This is a genomic window from Sphingosinicella sp. BN140058, assembly GCF_004135585.1.
Lineage (GTDB): Bacteria > Pseudomonadota > Alphaproteobacteria > Sphingomonadales > Sphingomonadaceae > Allosphingosinicella.
Genome location: NZ_CP035501.1, coordinates 3,542,554 through 3,560,832 on the forward strand (window position 1 = coordinate 3,542,554; position 18,279 = coordinate 3,560,832).

Annotated in this window: 13 protein-coding genes; 9 read left to right on the top strand and 4 right to left on the bottom strand. The window is 67.0% G+C overall.

What is annotated here, in order from left to right; translation table 11 throughout:
• Positions 1–8: 8 nt before the first annotated feature.
• Complete coding sequence (locus tag ETR14_RS15890) at positions 9–863, top strand: class I SAM-dependent methyltransferase (RefSeq protein ID WP_129386126.1); 855 nt, start codon at positions 9–11, stop codon at positions 861–863.
• Here ETR14_RS15890 and ETR14_RS15895 read toward each other — a convergent pair.
• From ETR14_RS15895 to ETR14_RS15900, 3 genes are read right to left on the bottom strand one after another with little or no spacing between them, the layout of a single operon-like run.
• A complete protein-coding gene (locus tag ETR14_RS15895) occupies positions 835–2,301 on the bottom strand; it encodes an oligosaccharide flippase family protein (protein WP_165356473.1) in 1,467 nt (488 codons plus the stop codon). The genes ETR14_RS15890 and ETR14_RS15895 overlap by 29 nt on opposite strands.
• On the bottom strand, positions 2,298–3,272 hold the full coding sequence (locus tag ETR14_RS28410; RefSeq protein WP_165356474.1) for a polysaccharide deacetylase family protein: 975 nt from the start codon (positions 3,270–3,272) through the stop codon (positions 2,298–2,300). The genes ETR14_RS15895 and ETR14_RS28410 overlap by 4 nt, the downstream gene beginning before the upstream one ends.
• Positions 3,269–4,984 carry an ATP-grasp domain-containing protein gene (locus ETR14_RS15900; protein WP_129386130.1) on the bottom strand — a complete coding sequence of 572 codons (1,716 nt, stop codon included), beginning with the start codon at positions 4,982–4,984 and terminating at the stop codon, positions 3,269–3,271. Before ETR14_RS15900 ends, ETR14_RS28410 begins: the two co-directional genes overlap by 4 nt.
• 126 nt (positions 4,985–5,110) lie before the next feature.
• Between ETR14_RS15900 and ETR14_RS15905 the strand changes: the two genes are divergently transcribed.
• The 4 genes from ETR14_RS15905 to ETR14_RS15920 all read left to right on the top strand — a co-directional run bounded on the left by ETR14_RS15905 (position 5,111) and on the right by ETR14_RS15920 (position 11,015).
• The gene (locus ETR14_RS15905; RefSeq protein ID WP_165356475.1) at positions 5,111–6,094 is read left to right on the top strand and encodes a glycosyltransferase family 2 protein; all 984 of its coding nucleotides are present in this window, start codon (positions 5,111–5,113) and stop codon (positions 6,092–6,094) included.
• 166 nt (positions 6,095–6,260) lie between these two features.
• Entirely contained in the window at positions 6,261–8,879 is a 2,619-nt protein-coding gene (locus tag ETR14_RS15910; RefSeq protein WP_129386134.1) for an exo 1,3/1,4-beta-D-glucan glucohydrolase, read from the top strand.
• Between the two features lie 151 nt (positions 8,880–9,030).
• The gene (locus ETR14_RS15915) at positions 9,031–10,038 is read left to right on the top strand and encodes a LacI family DNA-binding transcriptional regulator (RefSeq protein WP_206185846.1); all 1,008 of its coding nucleotides are present in this window, start codon (positions 9,031–9,033) and stop codon (positions 10,036–10,038) included.
• A gap of 26 nt (positions 10,039–10,064) precedes the next feature.
• Positions 10,065–11,015, top strand: a complete 951-nt coding sequence (locus ETR14_RS15920) for a Gfo/Idh/MocA family oxidoreductase (RefSeq protein ID WP_243455542.1) — start codon at positions 10,065–10,067, stop codon at positions 11,013–11,015.
• A gap of 50 nt (positions 11,016–11,065) precedes the next feature.
• Here ETR14_RS15920 and ETR14_RS15925 read toward each other — a convergent pair whose 3' ends face one another.
• Positions 11,066–13,297, bottom strand: a complete 2,232-nt coding sequence (locus ETR14_RS15925) for a glycoside hydrolase family 3 C-terminal domain-containing protein (RefSeq protein WP_129386138.1) — start codon at positions 13,295–13,297, stop codon at positions 11,066–11,068.
• 148 nt (positions 13,298–13,445) lie between these two features.
• Between ETR14_RS15925 and ETR14_RS15930 the strand changes: the two genes are divergently transcribed.
• The 4 genes from ETR14_RS15930 to ETR14_RS15945 are packed head-to-tail and all read left to right on the top strand — an operon-like array spanning position 13,446 to position 18,225.
• Positions 13,446–14,609, top strand: a complete 1,164-nt coding sequence (locus ETR14_RS15930) for a fumarylacetoacetate hydrolase family protein (RefSeq protein ID WP_129386140.1) — start codon at positions 13,446–13,448, stop codon at positions 14,607–14,609.
• 40 nt (positions 14,610–14,649) lie between these two features.
• Positions 14,650–15,408 (top strand): SDR family NAD(P)-dependent oxidoreductase, encoded by a 759-nt coding sequence (locus ETR14_RS15935; RefSeq protein WP_129386142.1) that lies wholly within the window; start codon positions 14,650–14,652, stop codon positions 15,406–15,408.
• Entirely contained in the window at positions 15,392–16,294 is a 903-nt protein-coding gene (locus tag ETR14_RS15940) for an SMP-30/gluconolactonase/LRE family protein (RefSeq protein WP_243455543.1), read from the top strand. Before ETR14_RS15935 ends, ETR14_RS15940 begins: the two co-directional genes overlap by 17 nt.
• A gap of 17 nt (positions 16,295–16,311) precedes the next feature.
• The gene (locus ETR14_RS15945) at positions 16,312–18,225 is read left to right on the top strand and encodes a sialate O-acetylesterase (protein ID WP_243455544.1); all 1,914 of its coding nucleotides are present in this window, start codon (positions 16,312–16,314) and stop codon (positions 18,223–18,225) included.
• Positions 18,226–18,279: the final 54 nt, after the last annotated feature.

Genomic DNA, 18,279 nt, shown 5'->3' on the forward strand with positions numbered 1-18,279 from the left:
AGACGAAGATGACGCAGGCACACAGCACCGCGGAGGAGCAGGCGGCACTCTGGAACGGCGATGCCGGACGATCCTGGGTCGCGGCGCAAAGCGTCCTCGACGGGATGTTTCAGCCGATCGAGGACGATCTGGCTGGCTGGGTGGCAGAAGCAGAGGTCCGATCGGTGCTGGACGTCGGCTGCGGGACCGGCAGCACGACGATCGCGATGGCACGGAGGCTCGGTGGCGGTGCCGATTGCACCGGCATCGACATCTCGGAGCCGATGCTCGCCGCCGCCCGGTCCTCTGCGGCGCAGGAATCCGTAGGTGCTGCCTTCCTTTGTGCAGATGCGCAGTCCCATCCCCTTCCGGCCGGCGGATATGATGCGATCGTCTCGCGCTTCGGGGTCATGTTCTTTGCCGACCCGGTCCGAGCGTTCGCCAATCTGCGCCGCGCATCGGCGCCGGGAGCGGCGCTGCGAATGTTCGCGTGGCGGAGCCCGGCGGACAATCCGTTCATGACGACGGCCGAGCGGGCCGCGGCGCCGTTGCTCCCCGAAATGCCCGCGCGCGATCCTGACGCGCCCGGCCAGTTCGCTTTCGCCGACCGGAACAGGATCCTCTCGATCCTCGAACAAAGCGGCTGGACCGCGGGCGACGTGCGGCCGTTCGACTTCGATTGTGCGCTCCCGGAGGCGCGCCTGGAAGAATATTTCACCCGCTTCGGGCCAATCGCCCGCTATCTTCGTGGGATAGAGGGTGCGGCACTCGCGGAGATCGTCGCTACGGTTCGCGCGGCGTTCGAGCCTTATGTGCGCGGTGAGGACGTCCGCTTCACCGCCGCCTGCTGGCTGATCAGCGCCCGGGCGCCAGGCGCCGTGTGAGGCCGCCGATCAGCAGGGCGGCTTCCTGCTCGGCGCCGCCCGGCCGACCCGAGGCGAACCAGAGGAAGAAAAGGGACGTTCCATAAACGACAGCGCCCACCGCAACCTCGACCAGGAGATCGGGCAGCGGGTGGCCGGTTTCGACGCTGAGCAGGCGCATCAGCACGAAGGCCATAGCGGCGGCGGCAAAGAGCGGCCGGAGGAGATTGGCGGCGAGGCTGACCGCACTGGTTTTCGCGTCCATGGCGAGGAGGACGATACCGATCGTCAGCATCGTTGCGTTGACGCACAGTGCCGCCACCGCGACCGCCTCCGGGCGCCGGAAGAAGAAGGCTGCGGTGCCGATACCCGCCGCGGACAAAAAGGCGCCGGCGATGTTCAGGGTCGCCGCGCGCCGCGCCTGGCCGGATGCCTGGAAGACGGAGGCCACCATCAGCGACACGGCCTGCACGCCCGTATAGAGCGCGATGATCCGCATCAGCGGCGCGGCCGGCAGCCACTTGGCGCCGAGCAGGACGGCGATCGTGTCGGGTGCGGTGGCGACCAGTCCCGCCGCGAGCGGGGCTACGATCGCTGCATAGGCGCCGATCACCGTTGCGACATTGGTGCTGCCATTGGCTTCGCTGCGGGCGACAGTAACGAACGTGACCCGGTTGAGCGCGGTGGCGATTTCCTGAGTGAAGATGCTCGAAAGGTCCTTGGACACCGAATAAAGGCCCACCGTCGCCGGCAGCACGAAGCGGCCAAGCACCAGCCGCTCGATCTGCGACTGCACCCATTCGGAGAAGGTGCTGACGAACATCCACAGCGAGACCCCGAGGATCTCGGCGCGTCGCGCCAGGCTCAGCCGCGGCCGGTAAGGATGGGCGACGTAGGTGCCGATCATCCAGAAAATCGACTGCGCGACCATCCCGATCACCAGCGCCCAATAATTCCGCAATGTGAAGGCGGCGACCAGAGAAACCAGGAGGGAGGCGACGCGAACGCCGAGCCGCATTGCCATGTCGCGGCCGAAGGTCATGTCGCGCTCGAAATCGACGATACCGATATTCGAGACGGCGAGGGCCACCATGCGCAGAGACATGACGCAGAGAATGCCGGTCACCGCCGGGATCTTGTAGAAGCTCGCCGCGAGCGGCGCGATCGCGAGCATCGCCACCGCCAGCAGCATGAACAGGATCAGCTGAATCGTCCAGGCGGTGTCGTAATGCGATCGATCCGGATCGGGAACCCTGAGCAGGGCCTGGCGGAGGCCGATCCAGCCGAACAGCTCAACGAACGCCGCCGCCGAAAGGGCGATCGCGACGACCCCGAAATCGCTCGGCTGGAGCAAACGGGCGAGCGTAATCACCGAGACGAGGCCGATAGCGCGCACGCCCCATTGCATGGTGACCGCCAGGAAGGCTGAGCGGTAAAGGGTCGCGCGATCGATCGTCACGCTGCCTCCGCGCGCGACGCGAGCAGGCGCTCGCGGTGGCGGGTAAGGGTGGTGAATTCCCCGCCGAGCATGTCGCGGAAGAAGAGCAGGACATGTTCGATGCGGCCAACGAAGTCGCGCACGTCCTGATCGGAGCGGACATAGGGCGTGTGGCCCGGCGCCAGGCTCGGAGAATGGTAGGTGAGCGTGAAGAAACGGCGGCCGCCCTTCACCATCGCGCGAACCAACCGGCATTGCTCTTCGGCGGACACTCCCTCGGGAGACAATCGCGAGCGGGCGAGAAGCCCGCTACGGGCGAGCAGGCCCGGTACCCGCAAGCGCGCCGCGCGGCTGCTGTTCAGCAGCTGCTGGAAGGTCGGCCCGGCTGCTGCGAGCAGCCCGTAATAGCCGCTGGTCAGCGGCACTTCGAGCAGGGTCTGCGAATCGTCGAGCCAGAATGGCTGATCTGGTGTGTTGCGGTAATCGGGCCCGCCATCGTCGGCGAAGTTCATCCACGGCACGTAGGAGCAGTCGATCGTGTAGCCGAGGTCGGCCAGCACTTCTGCCGTATGCGGCCCGAAGCCGTAGCGCCCCGCCTTGAACACGTGCGGGCGGTGTCCGAAGGCGCCTTCGATGAGGTCGGTCAATGTTTCGATCTTGGCGCGCTCGAGCGCGCGCGGCAGATTGCAATGGTAGGAGTTGCGGCGATTGACCTCCTCGTCATGCGGCGGCGACACCCATGGGTGAAGGTGGGTGCCGATCTCGGCGCGTCCATCGCGCTGCAGGCCGCGAAGGAAATCGACCGCGCGCGGGTCCGTCGCCACCGGATGGTCGATGACATAGGTCGGCACCATGCCGAGGCGGTCGTAGACGGCGTGCGCGAGCGCCTGGGCAGGAATGCTGTGCGTGTCGCGATTTTCGCGGGCGAAAGGCTTCGTCCAGTCGAACTCCTCCTCCGTATCGACGACAATGGCGAGTTGCGGCCTGGTCATGGCGTGGCTCCGCGCCCGCTGAGGGCGGCGACGAGCGTGTCCACTGCATCCTCGATCTCGCCATACACCCGGGCAAAGCCTTCCGCCCCATGTCCATACGGATCGCCGATCTCGCGCCGTCCGCTCAGATCCGAGAGGCGCAGGAGGTTGACGTCGCCGTTGAGCCCCAGCCGGTGGAGCTCGTCGACGTTGCGATCGTCGAACACGATCACGGCGGCAGCGGCACGCGCCACGTCGACGTCCAGGAAACGGGAGCGATGCTGGGAAAGATCGGCGTCCCAGGCGCGGGCGGCACGGATCGCATCGTCGGGCGAACGTCGCCCTTCCAGACCGATGGTCCCGGCCGAGACGACGTCGAGTGTCAGCCCGGCGGCCGCCGCCTTGGTCCGCAGCCGGTGCTCGGCGAACGGGCTCCGACAGATGTTGCCCTGGCACAGCATGACGACGGCATTGCGGCCCTTTTTCGCATTGGCCTGCAGCCGGCGCAGCGCTGCGTGCCCCCGTCGGCGGCGGCCCGACGCACGAGTCAGCCGCTTCGCCGCGGCACCGACAATCGCCCGCACGAGCTCGCGCCGTTGGCGTCGCCACGGTTCGGGATCGTCCGGCGCATGGCTGTCGAACCGGCGGCCGAACGGCAGGCTGAGGGCAAGTCGCGCAAGGCCGGCGGCGGCCTTGATCGCCTTGAGCGGCTTTGGCCCCGAGGCGGTTGCGTGTCGGAGTACGCGATAATATTCCCCACCGAGATCGTGCAGCACCAAGCCGGTACGAATGGCGGTGCCGGCCGTGGACTTGCCATCGACGTAAAGCGCGGCTGCGGCAGCCGGGAAATCGGCGCCGGATGCGACGGCGAGCGGAAGCGAACCCCAGAAGCGGCAATTCACTTCGAGCAGGATGAAGCGGCGGCTGGCCGGATCACGGCGGAACTCGAACATGGCGACGCCGTGCAGCGCCGTGGCCCGCGCCATCGCTGCCACGCCCTCAAGCATGCGTGGATCGATCGGCTCCCCGATGCGGCGCGAGCTGCCGCCGGTCTCCGACGCTTCGGCAAGGCGGCGGTGCTGAAAGGCGATCAGGATCTCGCCGCGGTCGGCGAGGACGGACAAGCCGACGCCCTCGCCATGGAAGAAGCCCTCGACCAGCCAGGGATCGCGCGTCTCGATGGCGTCGAGCGCTTCGGCGAGCTCGGGACGGGTCCGGACGATGCGCACCGCGGCTTTCGCACCCGGCTGGCCGAGCGTGTAGGATTTGCGCGGCTTGAGTGCGAGCGGAAGGCCGAAGGCCTGCGCCAGTCCGCGCGCATCGTCGGCGGCGGCGAGCGCCCGCCCGGGCGCCACGGGAATCCCGAGCGATGCTGCAAGCCCGCGAGTCGCGTCCTTGTCGAAGAAGATTGCGGACGCCTCCGGGTTCGGCAGCGCGAGCCGAGTGGCCTCGAAGAGCGCTGCATGGCGCTGGAGTGGGATGAGGCTGCGATCGTCGCACGGAATGACCAGATCATATTTCTCCGCCGCGATCAGCGCGCGCAGCCGCTCGCACCAGCGATCGACGGACAGTGAGTAAGGCGGAAGCCGATGGATCCGATGGACGTAGCGCGATGCCAGTGCAGCCGATGAGAGGTCGTAGGGCGCCGCATCGACGTGCCAGTTCCGCCGCCCGAGCGATCGGACGACGGCCAGGAACGATCGTGTATCGTCGCCGATGACGAGCGCGCGCATGATCAGAGCCGCCCTCGGGGCGCGCAGTTCGAACGCAACGTCATTCACTCCCGGCTTGGATGCCGGGTCGGCCTAATCCCCGCGTGGTATACATCCTCTAAAGATTTGCCGGTTAAAGGACGCGCCGTGCCATTCTTTTCCATCCTTCTCGCCACCCGCGACCGCCCCGCGCTTTTCGATGACGCGCTCGCCTCGGTGCTCGCCCAGAGCTTCGAGGATTTCGAAATCGTCGTCGTCGACGACGGCAGCGCGGAGCAGCATCTCGCCGGTTATGCAGAGGTGCTCGCCGCCGCTCGCACGCGTCCCGGCCTGCGGCTGCAGCACCATCGCCTGGTCAGGCGCCCGAGCGGCCATGGCCAGAGCTATTCGCTGAACGTCGCCGCGGCGCATGCGGCTGGCGACTATCTGGCGATCCTCGACGATGACGACGTCTGGACCGATGCCGAACATCTCGCCCGGGCCGCCCGGTCGATCGGCCACGCGCCGCGCACCGACCTCTACATGGCCAACCAGCGCGGCTTCCGGAACGGCGAGCCGGTATCGGAGGGATTGTGGCTCGTGCAGCTCGAGCGCAGGCTTGCCGAGCGCACCGCGGACGCGGACGGGAGCTGGCGCCTCACCCTCGACGACCTGCTTGCCATCGAAGGCTTCTGCCATCTCAACTGCCTGATCGTGCGCCGCGGCCTGTGGGAACAGGTGGGCGGCATGGACGAAGCGATACGCTGGGAATGCGATCGTGATCTCTATCTGCGCCTCATCGACACCGCAACCGGCCCGATGCTGCACCATCCCGCCATCGTCTCCCGGCACAACATCCCGGATCCAACCAAATCGGCGAATATGACCACGGCCCTCAGCATGGCGGCGAAGCGGCTTCAGCAGCTTCGCGTCGCCGACAAGGCCGCCTTGTTCGCCCGTAGTCCTGAAATGCGCACCGCGGGCCGCCGCCATCGCACATGGACCCTGCAGAAGCTCGCGCAGGAACTCGCGGAGGCCGGAGACTTCCCGGCTGCGGCCCATTATGCGCGTGCGGCGGCGGCCGACAGCCTTTCACCGGCCTTTGCCGCAAAGGCGGCGGTCTACACCATGAAGGCGCTCGGCGGCCGCTGACTGCCGTTGCCTCGACGCAGAAATCTGTAACCGCTTCCAGGCAGACCTCCTCGTCGCTTGCACCGTGCCGGTCTTGTCCCATACAGACCGAGCGAACCGGCAGTCGAAGGCATCCGCAACGAGGAGCCGCGACGGTGCCGGCCACGGGGATGACTAAGGAAACGCCATGAATTCTTCCGCACTCCTGCGCCCGGCGCAGCGTCAGGGCTGGACTCGCGCGCTCGCGGTTGCACTGCTGCTCGGCACGGCCGGCTGCGCGACGACGGCTTCAGGAGGGATCGAGACCGCCGACGCGGCGCCTGGCGATCCTGCGGCCCCGGCGGAGGCGGCCCCGGCATCAGCGCCCGCGCAACCGAGTGCCGATCATGTTCGCTGGCCCGCCGTACACAGCGCGGTGGCGCGTGATCCCGCCGTCGAAGCGCGGGTCGAAGCGATCCTGGCGCGGATGAGCCTGGAAGAGAAGGTCGCCCAGACCATTCAGCCCGACATCGCATCGGTCACGCCCGAGGACATGCGCCGCTACAAATTCGGATCGATCCTCAATGGCGGCAATTCGGCCCCCGGCAACAACGAGACGGCGCCGGCCCGCGATTGGCTGGCGCTCGCCGACGCCTTCTGGGACGCCGCGATGGCGGCGGACTGGGCCGGCGAGAAGATTCCGCCGATCTGGGGCTCTGACGCCGTCCACGGTCACACCAATGTCGTCGGCGCCACCATCTTCCCGCACAATGTCGGCCTCGGTGCGATGCGTAATCCCGATCTCATCCAGAAGATCGGTGAGGTCACTGCCCGCGAGATGGCGCTGACCGGCATCGACTGGGATTTCTCGCCTACCTTGGCCGTCGTACGCGACGATCGGTGGGGCCGCTCCTATGAAGGCTTCTCCGAGGATCCGGAGATCGTCCGCTCCTATGCCGGACGTATGGTGGAAGGCCTGCAGGGACGCCCCGGGACGCCCGGCTTCCTCGGCGCGGGCAAGGTGATCTCGTCCGCGAAGCATTTCGTCGGCGACGGCGGCACCGAAGGCGGCAAGGATCAGGGCGACAATCCCTCGACGCCCGAGAAGTTGCGCGACATCCACGGCGCTGGATATCCCCCGGCGATCGAGGCCGGCGTGCAGGCGATCATGGCCTCCTTTTCGTCCGTGCGCGGCGAGAAGACGACGGGCGACCGCGATCTGCTCACCGTTGCGTTGAAAGAAGACATGAACTTCGACGGCTTCGTCGTCGGCGACTGGAATGCGCACGGCCAGGTGCCCGGCTGCTCCAACACGTCGTGCGCTGCGGCGATGAATGCCGGGCTCGACATGTACATGGCGCCGGACAGCTGGCGCGGCCTCTACGACGCCACTCTTGCCCAGGTGCGCTCGGGCGAGATTCCGCAGGCGCGGCTGGACGAGGCGGTCCGCCGCATCCTGCGGGTCAAGATCCGCGCCGGTATCTTCGAGAAGCCGAAGCCGTCGGCGCGGCCGATGGCCGGCGAGTTCAACCGCCTCGGCTCGGCCGAGCACCGCGCCGTCGCGCGTCAGGCGGTGCGGGAATCGCTGGTGCTGCTCAAGAATAAGAACAAGCTGCTGCCGCTTTCTCCGAAGCGCAACATTCTGGTTGCCGGCGACGGTGCCGACAACATCGCCAAGCAATCCGGCGGCTGGACGATCACCTGGCAGGGTACCGGCATCAGCAACAAGGACTTCCCCAACGGCCAGTCGATCTTCGGCGGAATCGCGGACACGGTGAAGGCTGCGGGTGGAACGGCCACCCTCAGCGTCGACGGCAGCTACAAGAGCAAGCCCGATGCCGCGATCGTGGTCTTCGGTGAAGAGCCTTATGCCGAATTCGTCGGAGATCGTCCGACGATCGAATACAGCCCAGCCGACAAGAAGGATCTCGAACTCCTGCAGCGCCTGAAGAAGGCGGGCATTCCGGTGGTCGCGGTGTTTCTCTCGGGGCGGCCGATGTGGGTCAATCCGGAGATCAATGCCTCCGACGCGTTCGTTGCGGCGTTTCTTCCGGGCTCCGAAGGCGGCGGTGTCGCCGACGTCCTGTTCGCGGATGCCGCGGGCAAGGCGCGCAACGACTTCAAGGGCAAGCTGTCCTATTCGTGGCCGAAGCGTGTCAATCAGTCGCCGCTCAACCGCGGCGACGCCAATTACGATCCGCTGTTCGCCTACGGCTTCGGTCTGACCTATGCGGACGCCGGCAATCTCGCGTTGCTGTCCGAAGAGCGCCCGGCGGGTGCCCGCACCGGCGCCGACGGAGTCCTGTTCGGGCGCGGCACCGTGCCCGGCGGCTGGTCGCTCGGCCTTCGCGAAGAGGGCGGCCCGGCATCCCCGGTGACCGGCAATGCGGGCGCGACCGGAACCGGGCGGCTGCGGGTCGCCGGTGTCGACCGCCGTGCCCAGGAAGATGCGCGCCGCTTCACCTGGAGCGGTCAGGGCTGGGCCGCGGCGCAGATCCTCGCCGCGCAGCCGATCGACCTCACCCGCGAGTCCAACGGCGAATTGAGCCTGGTGCTCGAATACCGCGTCGACGGCGCGCCGACGGCGCCGGTGACGATCGGCATGGAGGGGGCGACGCTCCCGCTCGGCGGCGTCCTGCGCGCGGCAACCGTGGGACAATGGGCCAGCGTCGCGATTCCCCTTCGCTGCTTCGCGAGGGCCGGAGTGACGATGAACCGGATTACCATCCCATTCTCCATTGCCACTGCGGGTCGCCTAGCGCTCTCGGTCTCCGATGTGCGCGTCGCCAGCACGGCGACGCCGCTGGCGAGCTGCGGCCAGGAATAAACCGAGCTGCGTCCGCCTGATGCGCGGGGGATGATCGCGATTTCAGAGTGACGGGAGGCGCCGGTTGCCGGTGCCTCCCGATCCTGTAGAGTTGCAGGAAAACCGGCGAGGAACGAATGGCCAGCAGATCGACCGCGGACGAGCGCGCCTGATGGCGCGCACTACGATCGACGACGTCGCCGCCGCCGCGGGGGTCTCGATCAAGACCGTGTCGCGCGTGCTGAACGACGAGCCCGGTGTGCGCAGCGAGACGCGGAACCGGGTGCGGGACGCGATCGCAAGCCTGAGCTACCGCCCGAGCCTCCCGGCGCGCAGCCTGGCCGGCAAGCGCTCGAACCTGCTCGGCCTCGTCTACGACAATCCCAGCGCCAATTACGTGTTCGACGTGCAGAGCGGGGCAATGGCCCGCTGCCGAAACGCACACCTTCGCCTGTTCATCCAGTCGTGCAACGATCTCGGCGGCGAGAGCGTCGAGGAGGTGCTGGCGATGATCGATCAGACCCATGTCGACGGGCTCGTCGTCACGCCGCCGCTATCCTCGGATCCGGCCCTGATCTCCGCGCTCGACGAAAGGCGTCTGCCCTATGTCCGCCTGGCCCCCGACGACACCAGCAAGGGTGGCCCGTGCGTGATCATGGACGACGAAGCGGCGGCACACGACATGACCGCGCACCTGCTCGAGCTCGGCCATCGCCGAATCGGCTTCGTCGCCGGCCATCCCGACCATCCTTCGAGCCGCCTGCGGAGGCTTGGCTACCAGGCGGCGCTCGATGCCGCCGAAATCGGCGCAAGTCAGCCGATCGAGCAGGGCTATAACGACACCGCGTCAGGCTACGAGGCGGGACGCCGTCTGCTCTCGATTGCCGAGCGCCCGACGGCGATCTTCGCCTCCAACGACGACATGGCCGCCGGGGTCGTGCAGGCCGCGCACGAACTCGGCATCGACGTGCCGCGCCAGCTCTCGGTCGCAGGCTTCGACGACAGCCAGATCGCCGCAATCGTCTGGCCGGCTCTTACCACCATTCGCCAGCCGGCCTATGAGATGGCCTTCACGGCAGCCGGCCTGCTGATCGATCTCATCCGCGGGCGGCCGGCGCCGGCGCGCACCGAACTTGCATATACGTTGGTCCAGCGCGGATCGACGGCGGAGGCACCTTGATCAGAGTTGGTTTGATCGGCCGGGGTATGGCCGGCACTGTTTTTCACGCGCCGTTGATCCGATCCGTTGCCGATCTGGAGCTGGTCGCCACGGCCGGCTCCGCCGATGCGGCGGCGCTGCTTGCCGATCCGAGCATCGATCTGGTCGTGATCGCAACACCCAATCGCAGCCATTATCCGCTTGCCGAAGCGGCCTTGCAGGCCGGCAAGCATGTCGTGGTCGACAAGCCGCTCACCGTCACCTCGGCCGAAGCAGTGGGCCTGATCACGCTCGCCGCGGAACGCGAACGGATGCTCACCGTCTTCCAGAATCGCAGGTGGGACGGCGACTTTCTGACCGTGCGGGACGTCCTCGCCGGCGGTCGTCTTGGCGAGATCGCCCTGTTCGAGGCGCATTGGGATCGGTTTAGGCCCGCGATCAAGCCGGGCTGGCGCGAGGTCCCGGCCGAGGGCGCCGGGCTGTTCTTCGATCTTGGTGCGCATCTGATCGATCAGGCTCTGATCTTGTTCGGAACACCCGAAGCGCTGACCGCGGATATCGGGGCGCAACGCGCGGCCGCTGATGTGGACGATTATTTCCGGCTGACGCTCCATTACGGACGTTTGCGGGTGAACCTCTCGGCAGCCACGCTGGTCACCGCGCCGCGCCCGCGCTTCGCTGTCTATGGAACGGCCGGTGCGCTCGTGAAATACGGCCTCGATCCACAGGAAGCGGCTCTGCGCGACGGCATCGACCCGCGCAGCAGCGGCTTTGGCGAGGATTCGGAAGCGCGCTACGCCACGTTCACCGACGTAAGGGGAGAGCCCGAGCGAATTCCGACGCAGGCAGGCCGCTACCGGGACTTCTACGCTGCGGTCGCCAGAGCAGTGCGCGGGGAGGGGCCTGTTCCCGTGGATCCGGCCGATGCCCGCGCCGCCTTGCGGATCATCGAGCTTGCGCGGGAAAGCGCCCGCGAGCGACGCCGGATCGCGCTCTGAGCTTCACCCCTCCGCCGCCCGACGCGGCGGAGGGATCATGAAGCGATCGATCAGACGGCTGGCCTCCAGCCTGCCGGCAGAGTCCGTTCCGGCACCTGCACGGTTACCGTCTCCTCGATGTCGCGCGACGATCTGCCGAGCATGACCTTGTAGGCCCCGCCGGCGATCTTCCACTGCTTGGCCGATTCATCCCAGGTCGCCAGCAGGCGCGGGTCGACCATAAGGGTGACGGTGGTCTCCGCGCCCGGTGCGAGATCGATCTTCTTGAACGCCGCGAGGCGCTGGGGTGCTTCCCAACCGCCGGCCGCCGGCGCGACATAGACCTGGGGCACGTCCATGCCCTGCAGCTTGCCGTCATTCTCGACCCGGAAGCTTACCGTCAGGTCGCCCCCGGCGGCGTCGGCCCTGAGCTTGCCATAGTCGAAATCGGTGTAGGACAGGCCGTGGCCGAATGGGAAGAGCGGCTCGAACCCGTTCTTGTCGAACCATTTATATCCGATCGCCGCCCCTTCGCTGTAGGAGATCGAGAACATCTCGTCCTTGGCGAGCCCGAGGCCGGGCTGCACCGGGCGGGGAAGCTGAGTCTCGTCGCGCGGGAAGGTGACCGGCAGCTTGCCCGACGGATTGACCCTGCCGAACAACAGGTTCGCGATCGCCTCGCCGCCGGCCGTGCCCGGATACCAGGCCTCGAGAATGCCGGCGACCTGGCCAGCCCAGGGCATCAGCACCGGACCGCCCGTCTCGAGCACGGCCACCGTCTTCGGATTGGCGGCCGCCACCGCCGCGACCAGCGAGTCCTGATTGTCGGGAAGGGTTACCGAGGCATCGATCGACTCGCTCGTCCATTGCGTGACGAAGACGAGCGCGACATCGGCGTCGGCGGCGGCGCGTGCCGCAGCGGCGGGATCCCGGCCGTCGACGAAGGTCACCTCGGCATCGGGGGCCTGGGCCCGAATGGCCGCCAGCGGCGAATTGGGATAGTAAACCACCGGTCCCGGCCACCCCGTCGGCTCCAGTCCGGGAACCGCATTGCCGCCCGCCGGGTAGGTCTGCGAGGATCCGCCGCCCGAAAGCACGCCGCGATCGGCATAACCGCCGATCACTGCAATCTTCTTCGTGCCTGGCTTGAGCGGCAGGATCCGGCCCTGGTTCTTGAGCAGCACCGCACCCTGCTCGGCATCGGCCCGGGTGACCGCAGCATGAGCGGCAAGATCGATCGGCTCTTCGCCGACCGGGTTGTCGACCAGGCCATTGTCGAACATCGCGTACAGGATCCGCCCGGCCATCTCGTTCAGCCGCCGCTCGGAGACCTGTCCCGTACGGACCGCATCCTTGAGGGGGGCGCCGAAATACGGGGCCTTGTCGAACGGGTTGCCGGATTGCTGATCGAGGCCGGTATTGGCCGCCTGCGCGGTGCTGTGGACGGCGCCCCAATCCGACATCACATAGCCCTTCCAGCCCCAGTCCCGGCGAAGGACGTCGGTCAGCAGCCACGGATTTTCACAGGCATAGAGGCCGTTGACGCGGTTGTAGGAGCACATCACCGAACCCGGATCCGATTTCTCGATCGCGATCTGGAAAGCGAGCAGGTCCGACATGCGCGCTGCAGTCGGATCGATCCGGGCATCGTGATAATCGCGTCCGGTCTCAAGATCGTTGATCGCGTAATGCTTCACGGTCGAGATGATCTTGTTCGACTGGATGCCCGCGATCTGGGCGCCCACTATCGTTCCGGCGAGAAGGGGATCCTCGCCGCCATATTCGAAGTTGCGGCCGTTGCGCGGATCGCGGACCAGATTGACGCCGCCGGCAAGCATGACGTTGAAGCCCGATTGCCGCGCCTCCCGTCCGATCATCGCACCGCCCTGGAAAGCGAGGTCCGGATTCCAGGTCGCCGCCGTCGCCATTCCGGAGGGAAGGGCGGTGCGCTCGCGCTTGGTCGGGGCGCTGCCCTGGGTGGCGACGCCGATTCCGGCATCGGTCTGCCATTGCGGCGGGATGCCGAGCCGCGGGATACCCGGAATGTAGCCGGCCGACCCGTAGCGGACCTCCTTCGGCGCCTTGTACTTCTTCGGCTCGAAATCGGTGCCGAAATAGCCGAAGACGAGCCGCAGCTTCTCGTCGCGGGTCATTTTCGCGAGCACCGCATCGGTGCGCTGTTCGGGCGTAAGCGCGGTGTTCATCCACGGCCGGTTGGCCGCAGGCGCGGCGAACCCGGATCCGCTCGCCGACAGCGCGAGCATGGAGGCGGCAAGGGCGAATACGGCAAGGCTCTTCTTCATTCAGTATCTCTCCCCGTTCGTACGTTATGACACCGCTTCCCCAGCCACGAAGAAAAGCGTGGGCGGAAGAATGGCGAGCGGCTTGACTTTAGGGGCCTGCCGCGCCGATTGGTAGCGCTACCACAACACAGACGGGTGAGGGAGAGGCATGGAACAGACATTCTCGGCGGCAATGCTGCCGTCAGACATGGATTCGGCCGTGCTGGCGGGCCGTCTGATGCTCGAAGAGGGCCCCACCCCGATCGTGATTCGCGCAGGCGAGGTGTTCGACGTCTCGCAGGCTGCGCCGACCGTCGCGGATCTGTTCGACCGTGCCGATCCGGCCGCGACCGAGGGGCGCCGCCTGTTCCCGCTCGACGAACTGATCGACCGGGTGGCCGCGTCGGAGCCCGGCGCCTACCTGCTCTCGCCGATCGATCTGCAGGTGGTGAAAGCTGCCGGCGTCACCTTTGCGGTTTCCGCTGTCGAGCGCGTGATCGAGGAACGCGCCCGGGGCAATTCGGAGCGTGCCGCCGAAATCCGCGAAGGACTCGAGGCGCGTATCGGCGGCGGCATCCGCTCGGTCGTGCCCGGATCGGAAGACGCGATGCGCCTCAAGGCCGCGCTGATCGAAGACGGCATGTGGTCGCAATATCTCGAGGTCGCGATCGGCCCGGATGCGGAGATCTTCACCAAGTCACCGGTGCTGTCCACCGTTGGTTGGGGCGGCGAGATCGGCGTTCGCTCCGATTCGACCTGGAACAATCCCGAGCCGGAGGTCGTGCTCGTCGCCGACAAGAACGGCCGCCCGGTCGGCGCCACGCTGGGCAACGACGTCAACCTGCGCGATTTCGAAGGACGCAGCGCCTTGCTGCTGAGCAAGGCCAAGGACAACAATGCCTCCTGTTCGATCGGCCCGTTCGTGCGCCTGTTCGATCAGGGCTTCACCATGGACGATGTGCGCGACGCGGTCGTCGAGCTCGTCGTCGAAGGCCGCGACAACTTCAGGCTGGAGGGCGTCAGCACGATGCGCGAGATCAGTCGCGACCCCGAAGAGCTGATTCGTCAGGCGCAGAGTGAGCACCATTATCCCGACGGGTTCACCCTGTTTCTGGGGACCCTGTTTGCGCCGGTGCAGGATCGCGACGAGCCGGGCCGGGGCTTCACCCACAAGGTCGGCGATCTCGTCCGCATCTCGACGCCGAAGCTCGGCGCTTTGCTCAACCGGGTGACGACGTCCAAGGCGGCGCCGCCCTGGACCTTCGGCGTCCGCGCGCTCATGCGCAACCTGGCCGCCCGCGGCCTCAGCGGCGGCGGCCAGTCCGCCACCTGATTTTATCACACAAGCAGAACAGTCGATCCGGGGAGGAGCAGTGACCCAAGATTCAGAAACGCGCGCGATATACCCCAGCCTGCGGGGCAAGCGCGTTCTCGTCACCGGGGGTGGCTCCGGCATCGGCGCCGGCATCGTCGAGGGCTTCTCCCGTCAAGGCGCTGAGGTCACCTTCTTCGACATCGCGGAAGAGGATAGCCGCGCGATCGCCGCGCAGTTCGGCGCGCGGTTCGAGCGCGTCGACATCACCGACATCAAGGCCGTGAAGGCAACCATCGCACGTTTGATCGCCGAAGACGGCAGCTTCGACGTGCTCGTCAACAATGCCGCCAACGACGACCGGCACACCATCGATGAAGTCACCGAGGAGTATTGGGAGAACCGCTTCAACGTCAATTTGAAGCACCTTTTCTTCGCGGCGCAATCGGTGATCCCGGGCATGCGGGAGAAGAAGGCCGGAGCGATCGTCAATCTCGGTTCGATCTCGTGGCATCTCGGCCTTCCCGAGCTTACCCTCTACCAGACGGCGAAGGCCGCGATCGAGGGGCTGACCCGCTCGCTCGCCCGCGAGCTCGGCGAGGATGGTATTCGCGTCACCTGCGTGGTTCCGGGAAATGTGCGGACTCCGCGCCAGCTCAAATGGTATACGCCCGAGGGTGAGCAGGAGATTGTCGATGCGCAATGCCTCAAGGGCCGGCTGGTACCGGAAGACGTGGCGGCGCTGGTGATGTTCCTGGCCTCCGATGATGCGCGGCTGATCACCGGCCACGAATATTTCGTCGATGCGGGGTGGCGCTAAGATGGCGTCGCTGGAAGATTCCCGGCCGGAGGCCATTTGGAAGGTCGGCGCCGAACTCGGCGAAGGTCCGGTCTGGGTCGAACGCGATCGGGCCTTGTGGTTCGTCGACATCAAACGCCAGAAGATTCATCGCTTCGACCCCGCTTCGGCCGACAAGAAGAGCTGGAACGCGCCCGAGCAGATCGGATTCCTGCTGCCGGCGGCATCGGGCGGTTTCGTCGCCGGGATGCAGAGTGGCCTTCACCGCTTCGACGCGCTGAGCGGAAGTTTTTCCAAGATCGTGGATGTCGAAGCGCATCTTCCGGGCAACCGGATCAACGACGGCACGGTCGATCCCTCTGGCCGGCTCTGGTTCGGTACGATGGACAACCAGGAAGAATCGGCCACGGGCTGCTTCTACCGGTTCGAAGACGGCCGGCATGTCGAGGCCGAATTGCCGAAGATCACCATCACCAACGGTCCGGTCCATTCGCCCGATGGCCGCATCCTCTACCATGTCGACACGCTCGCCCAGACCATCCAGGCGTGCGACGTCGCGGAGGACGGCACCCTTGGACCGTCACGGCCGTTCGTCCGCATCGGCGAAGGCGAGGGCTTTCCCGACGGTCCGACGGTCGATGCCGAAGGCTGCGTCTGGGTCGGCCTGTATTTCGGCTGGGAAGCGCGGCGCTACTCGCCGGCCGGCGAACTGATCGGCCGGGTTCGCTTTCCGACGTCGAACATCACCAAGGTTGCGTTCGGCGGGCCGGATCTGAAGACGCTCTACGCGACCTCGGCGCAGCAGGGTCTGAAGCCCGACGCGCTCGCGGAGCAGCCGGAGGCGGGCAGCCTGTTCGCCGTCGATCTCGATGTTCCCGGCCTGCCTGGATCGCTCATCGCACTCTGACCGGCCTTGGGGGCTGCATGATCAGACGTTTCGCTTCGCTTATTCTCCTCGGCGCGGCGGTGCCTGCAGCGGCTGCGCCGACGCTGAATCCGATCTTCTCCGATCATGCCGTTCTCCAGCGCGACCGGCCGATCCTCGTCTACGGCACGGCTGCCGCAGGTGAAAAGGTCACCGTCACGCTCGGCAGCGTCAGCCGCACGGTGACGGCGAACGGCAGGGGCGACTGGCAGGCGTCGCTTCCGCAAATGCCAGCGGGCGGTCCCTACACGCTGGCCGCGTCGGGGAACGGCGCGTCGGCGACCGCGAGCGACATCCTGATCGGCGATGTCTGGCTTTGCTCGGGCCAGTCGAACATGGAATATCCGCTCGAGCGCACGCTCGCGTCCGGCACCGAGATCGCCAACGGCGAGGACGATCAGATCCGGCTGATCACGGTGACTCGGAAAACGTCGCTGACGCCCTTGCCGCGCTTCGCCGACACGATCGCCTGGTCTCCGGCCACCAAGCAGAGCCTGCCCGGTTTTTCCGCCGCCTGCTTCTTCATGGCCAAGGAACTGCGCGCATCCGAGAAAGTGCCGATCGGCGCGATTCATTCGAGCTGGGGCGGCACGCAGATCGCGCCGTGGATCGATCTCGACACCGCGGCACCGTTCGAGAAGCAGAATGCCGGACTGCTCGCGCTCTTCCAGCGCGATCCGCTCGCTGCCAACCTTCGCTTCGGCGAGCGCTGGACATCATGGTGGAAGGAGCGGGTCGGCAACGAACCGTGGCGGGATTCCTCCGTGCTGACGTGGAAGCCGATGCCCTCCGCGTCCTATTGGGAGAGCTGGGGCGATCCCGCGCTGCGCAACTATGACGGGTTGGTGTGGGCCCGCCGCAAGGTGACCTTGTCCGCCGAGGAGGCGAAGCAGGGCGCGACGCTCTCCCTCGGCGTGGTCGACGATGCCGACCAGACCTTCGTCAACGGCGTCGCCGTCGGCAACAGTTTCGGTTGGGATCTGAAACGGCGTTACGAACTGCCCTCGCGCCTGCTCAAGGCGGGCGAGAACGAGATCCTGATCGCGATATCCGACAGCTGGGGCTTCGGCGGGTTCCAGGGCCCCGCGGACGCGCTCAGCCTCGCGGTCACCGGCGGCGAGACCAAGAAGCTGGGCGAGGGCTGGGACTATGCGCTTGCGCCGGCCGGCGTGGTCGATCCGCCGCGGCCGCCCTGGGACAGCAATGCCGGCGCTTCGCTTATCTACAACGCGATGATCGCGCCGCTCGGACCTTATGGGCTGAAGGGCGCGGCCTGGTATCAGGGCGAGAGCGACGTCGCCAACAACAAGCCCTATGCCGACAAGCTGAGCGCGCTGATGGCGAGCTGGCGCAAGCAATTTCGCGCGCCGGAGCTGCCGTTCCTGGTCGTCAGCCTGGCCAATTACGGCCCGCCTCAGCCGGCGCCGCGGGCGAGCGGCTGGGCGGAGCTGCGCGAGCAGCAGCGGATCGGTGTCGCCCGGGATCGTCATGCGGCTCTGGTCGTCGCCATGGATCTGGGCGAGCGGACGGACATCCATCCGGCCAACAAGCAGGATGTCGGTCGCCGCCTTGCCCGGGCTGCCCGCCATGTCGCTTATGGAAAGCCTGAGCCGGTCGGGCCCGCGGCAGCGTCAGCCGAGCGCACGCCAGCGGGAATCGTGGTTCGTTTCACCGGGGTGACCGGCAATTTGGTGTCGTGGAGCGGAACGCGGGCGCTCGCCTTCGAGCTGTGCGGCGCAACCCAGGAGAGCTGCCGCTTCGCCGACGCGGTTCCGGACGGTTCGATCGTGCGTATCGCCGACGACGGCAAGCCGGCCACCCGGGTCCGCTACGCCTGGGCCGACACGCCGGTCACCAACCTTTACGACGAGGCGACATTGCCGCCGGGACCGTTCGAGCTGCCGATCCGCTGAATCCGGATCCACCGATCAGACCGGGCCCGTCGGGACGCGGCGCCACCGGATGGC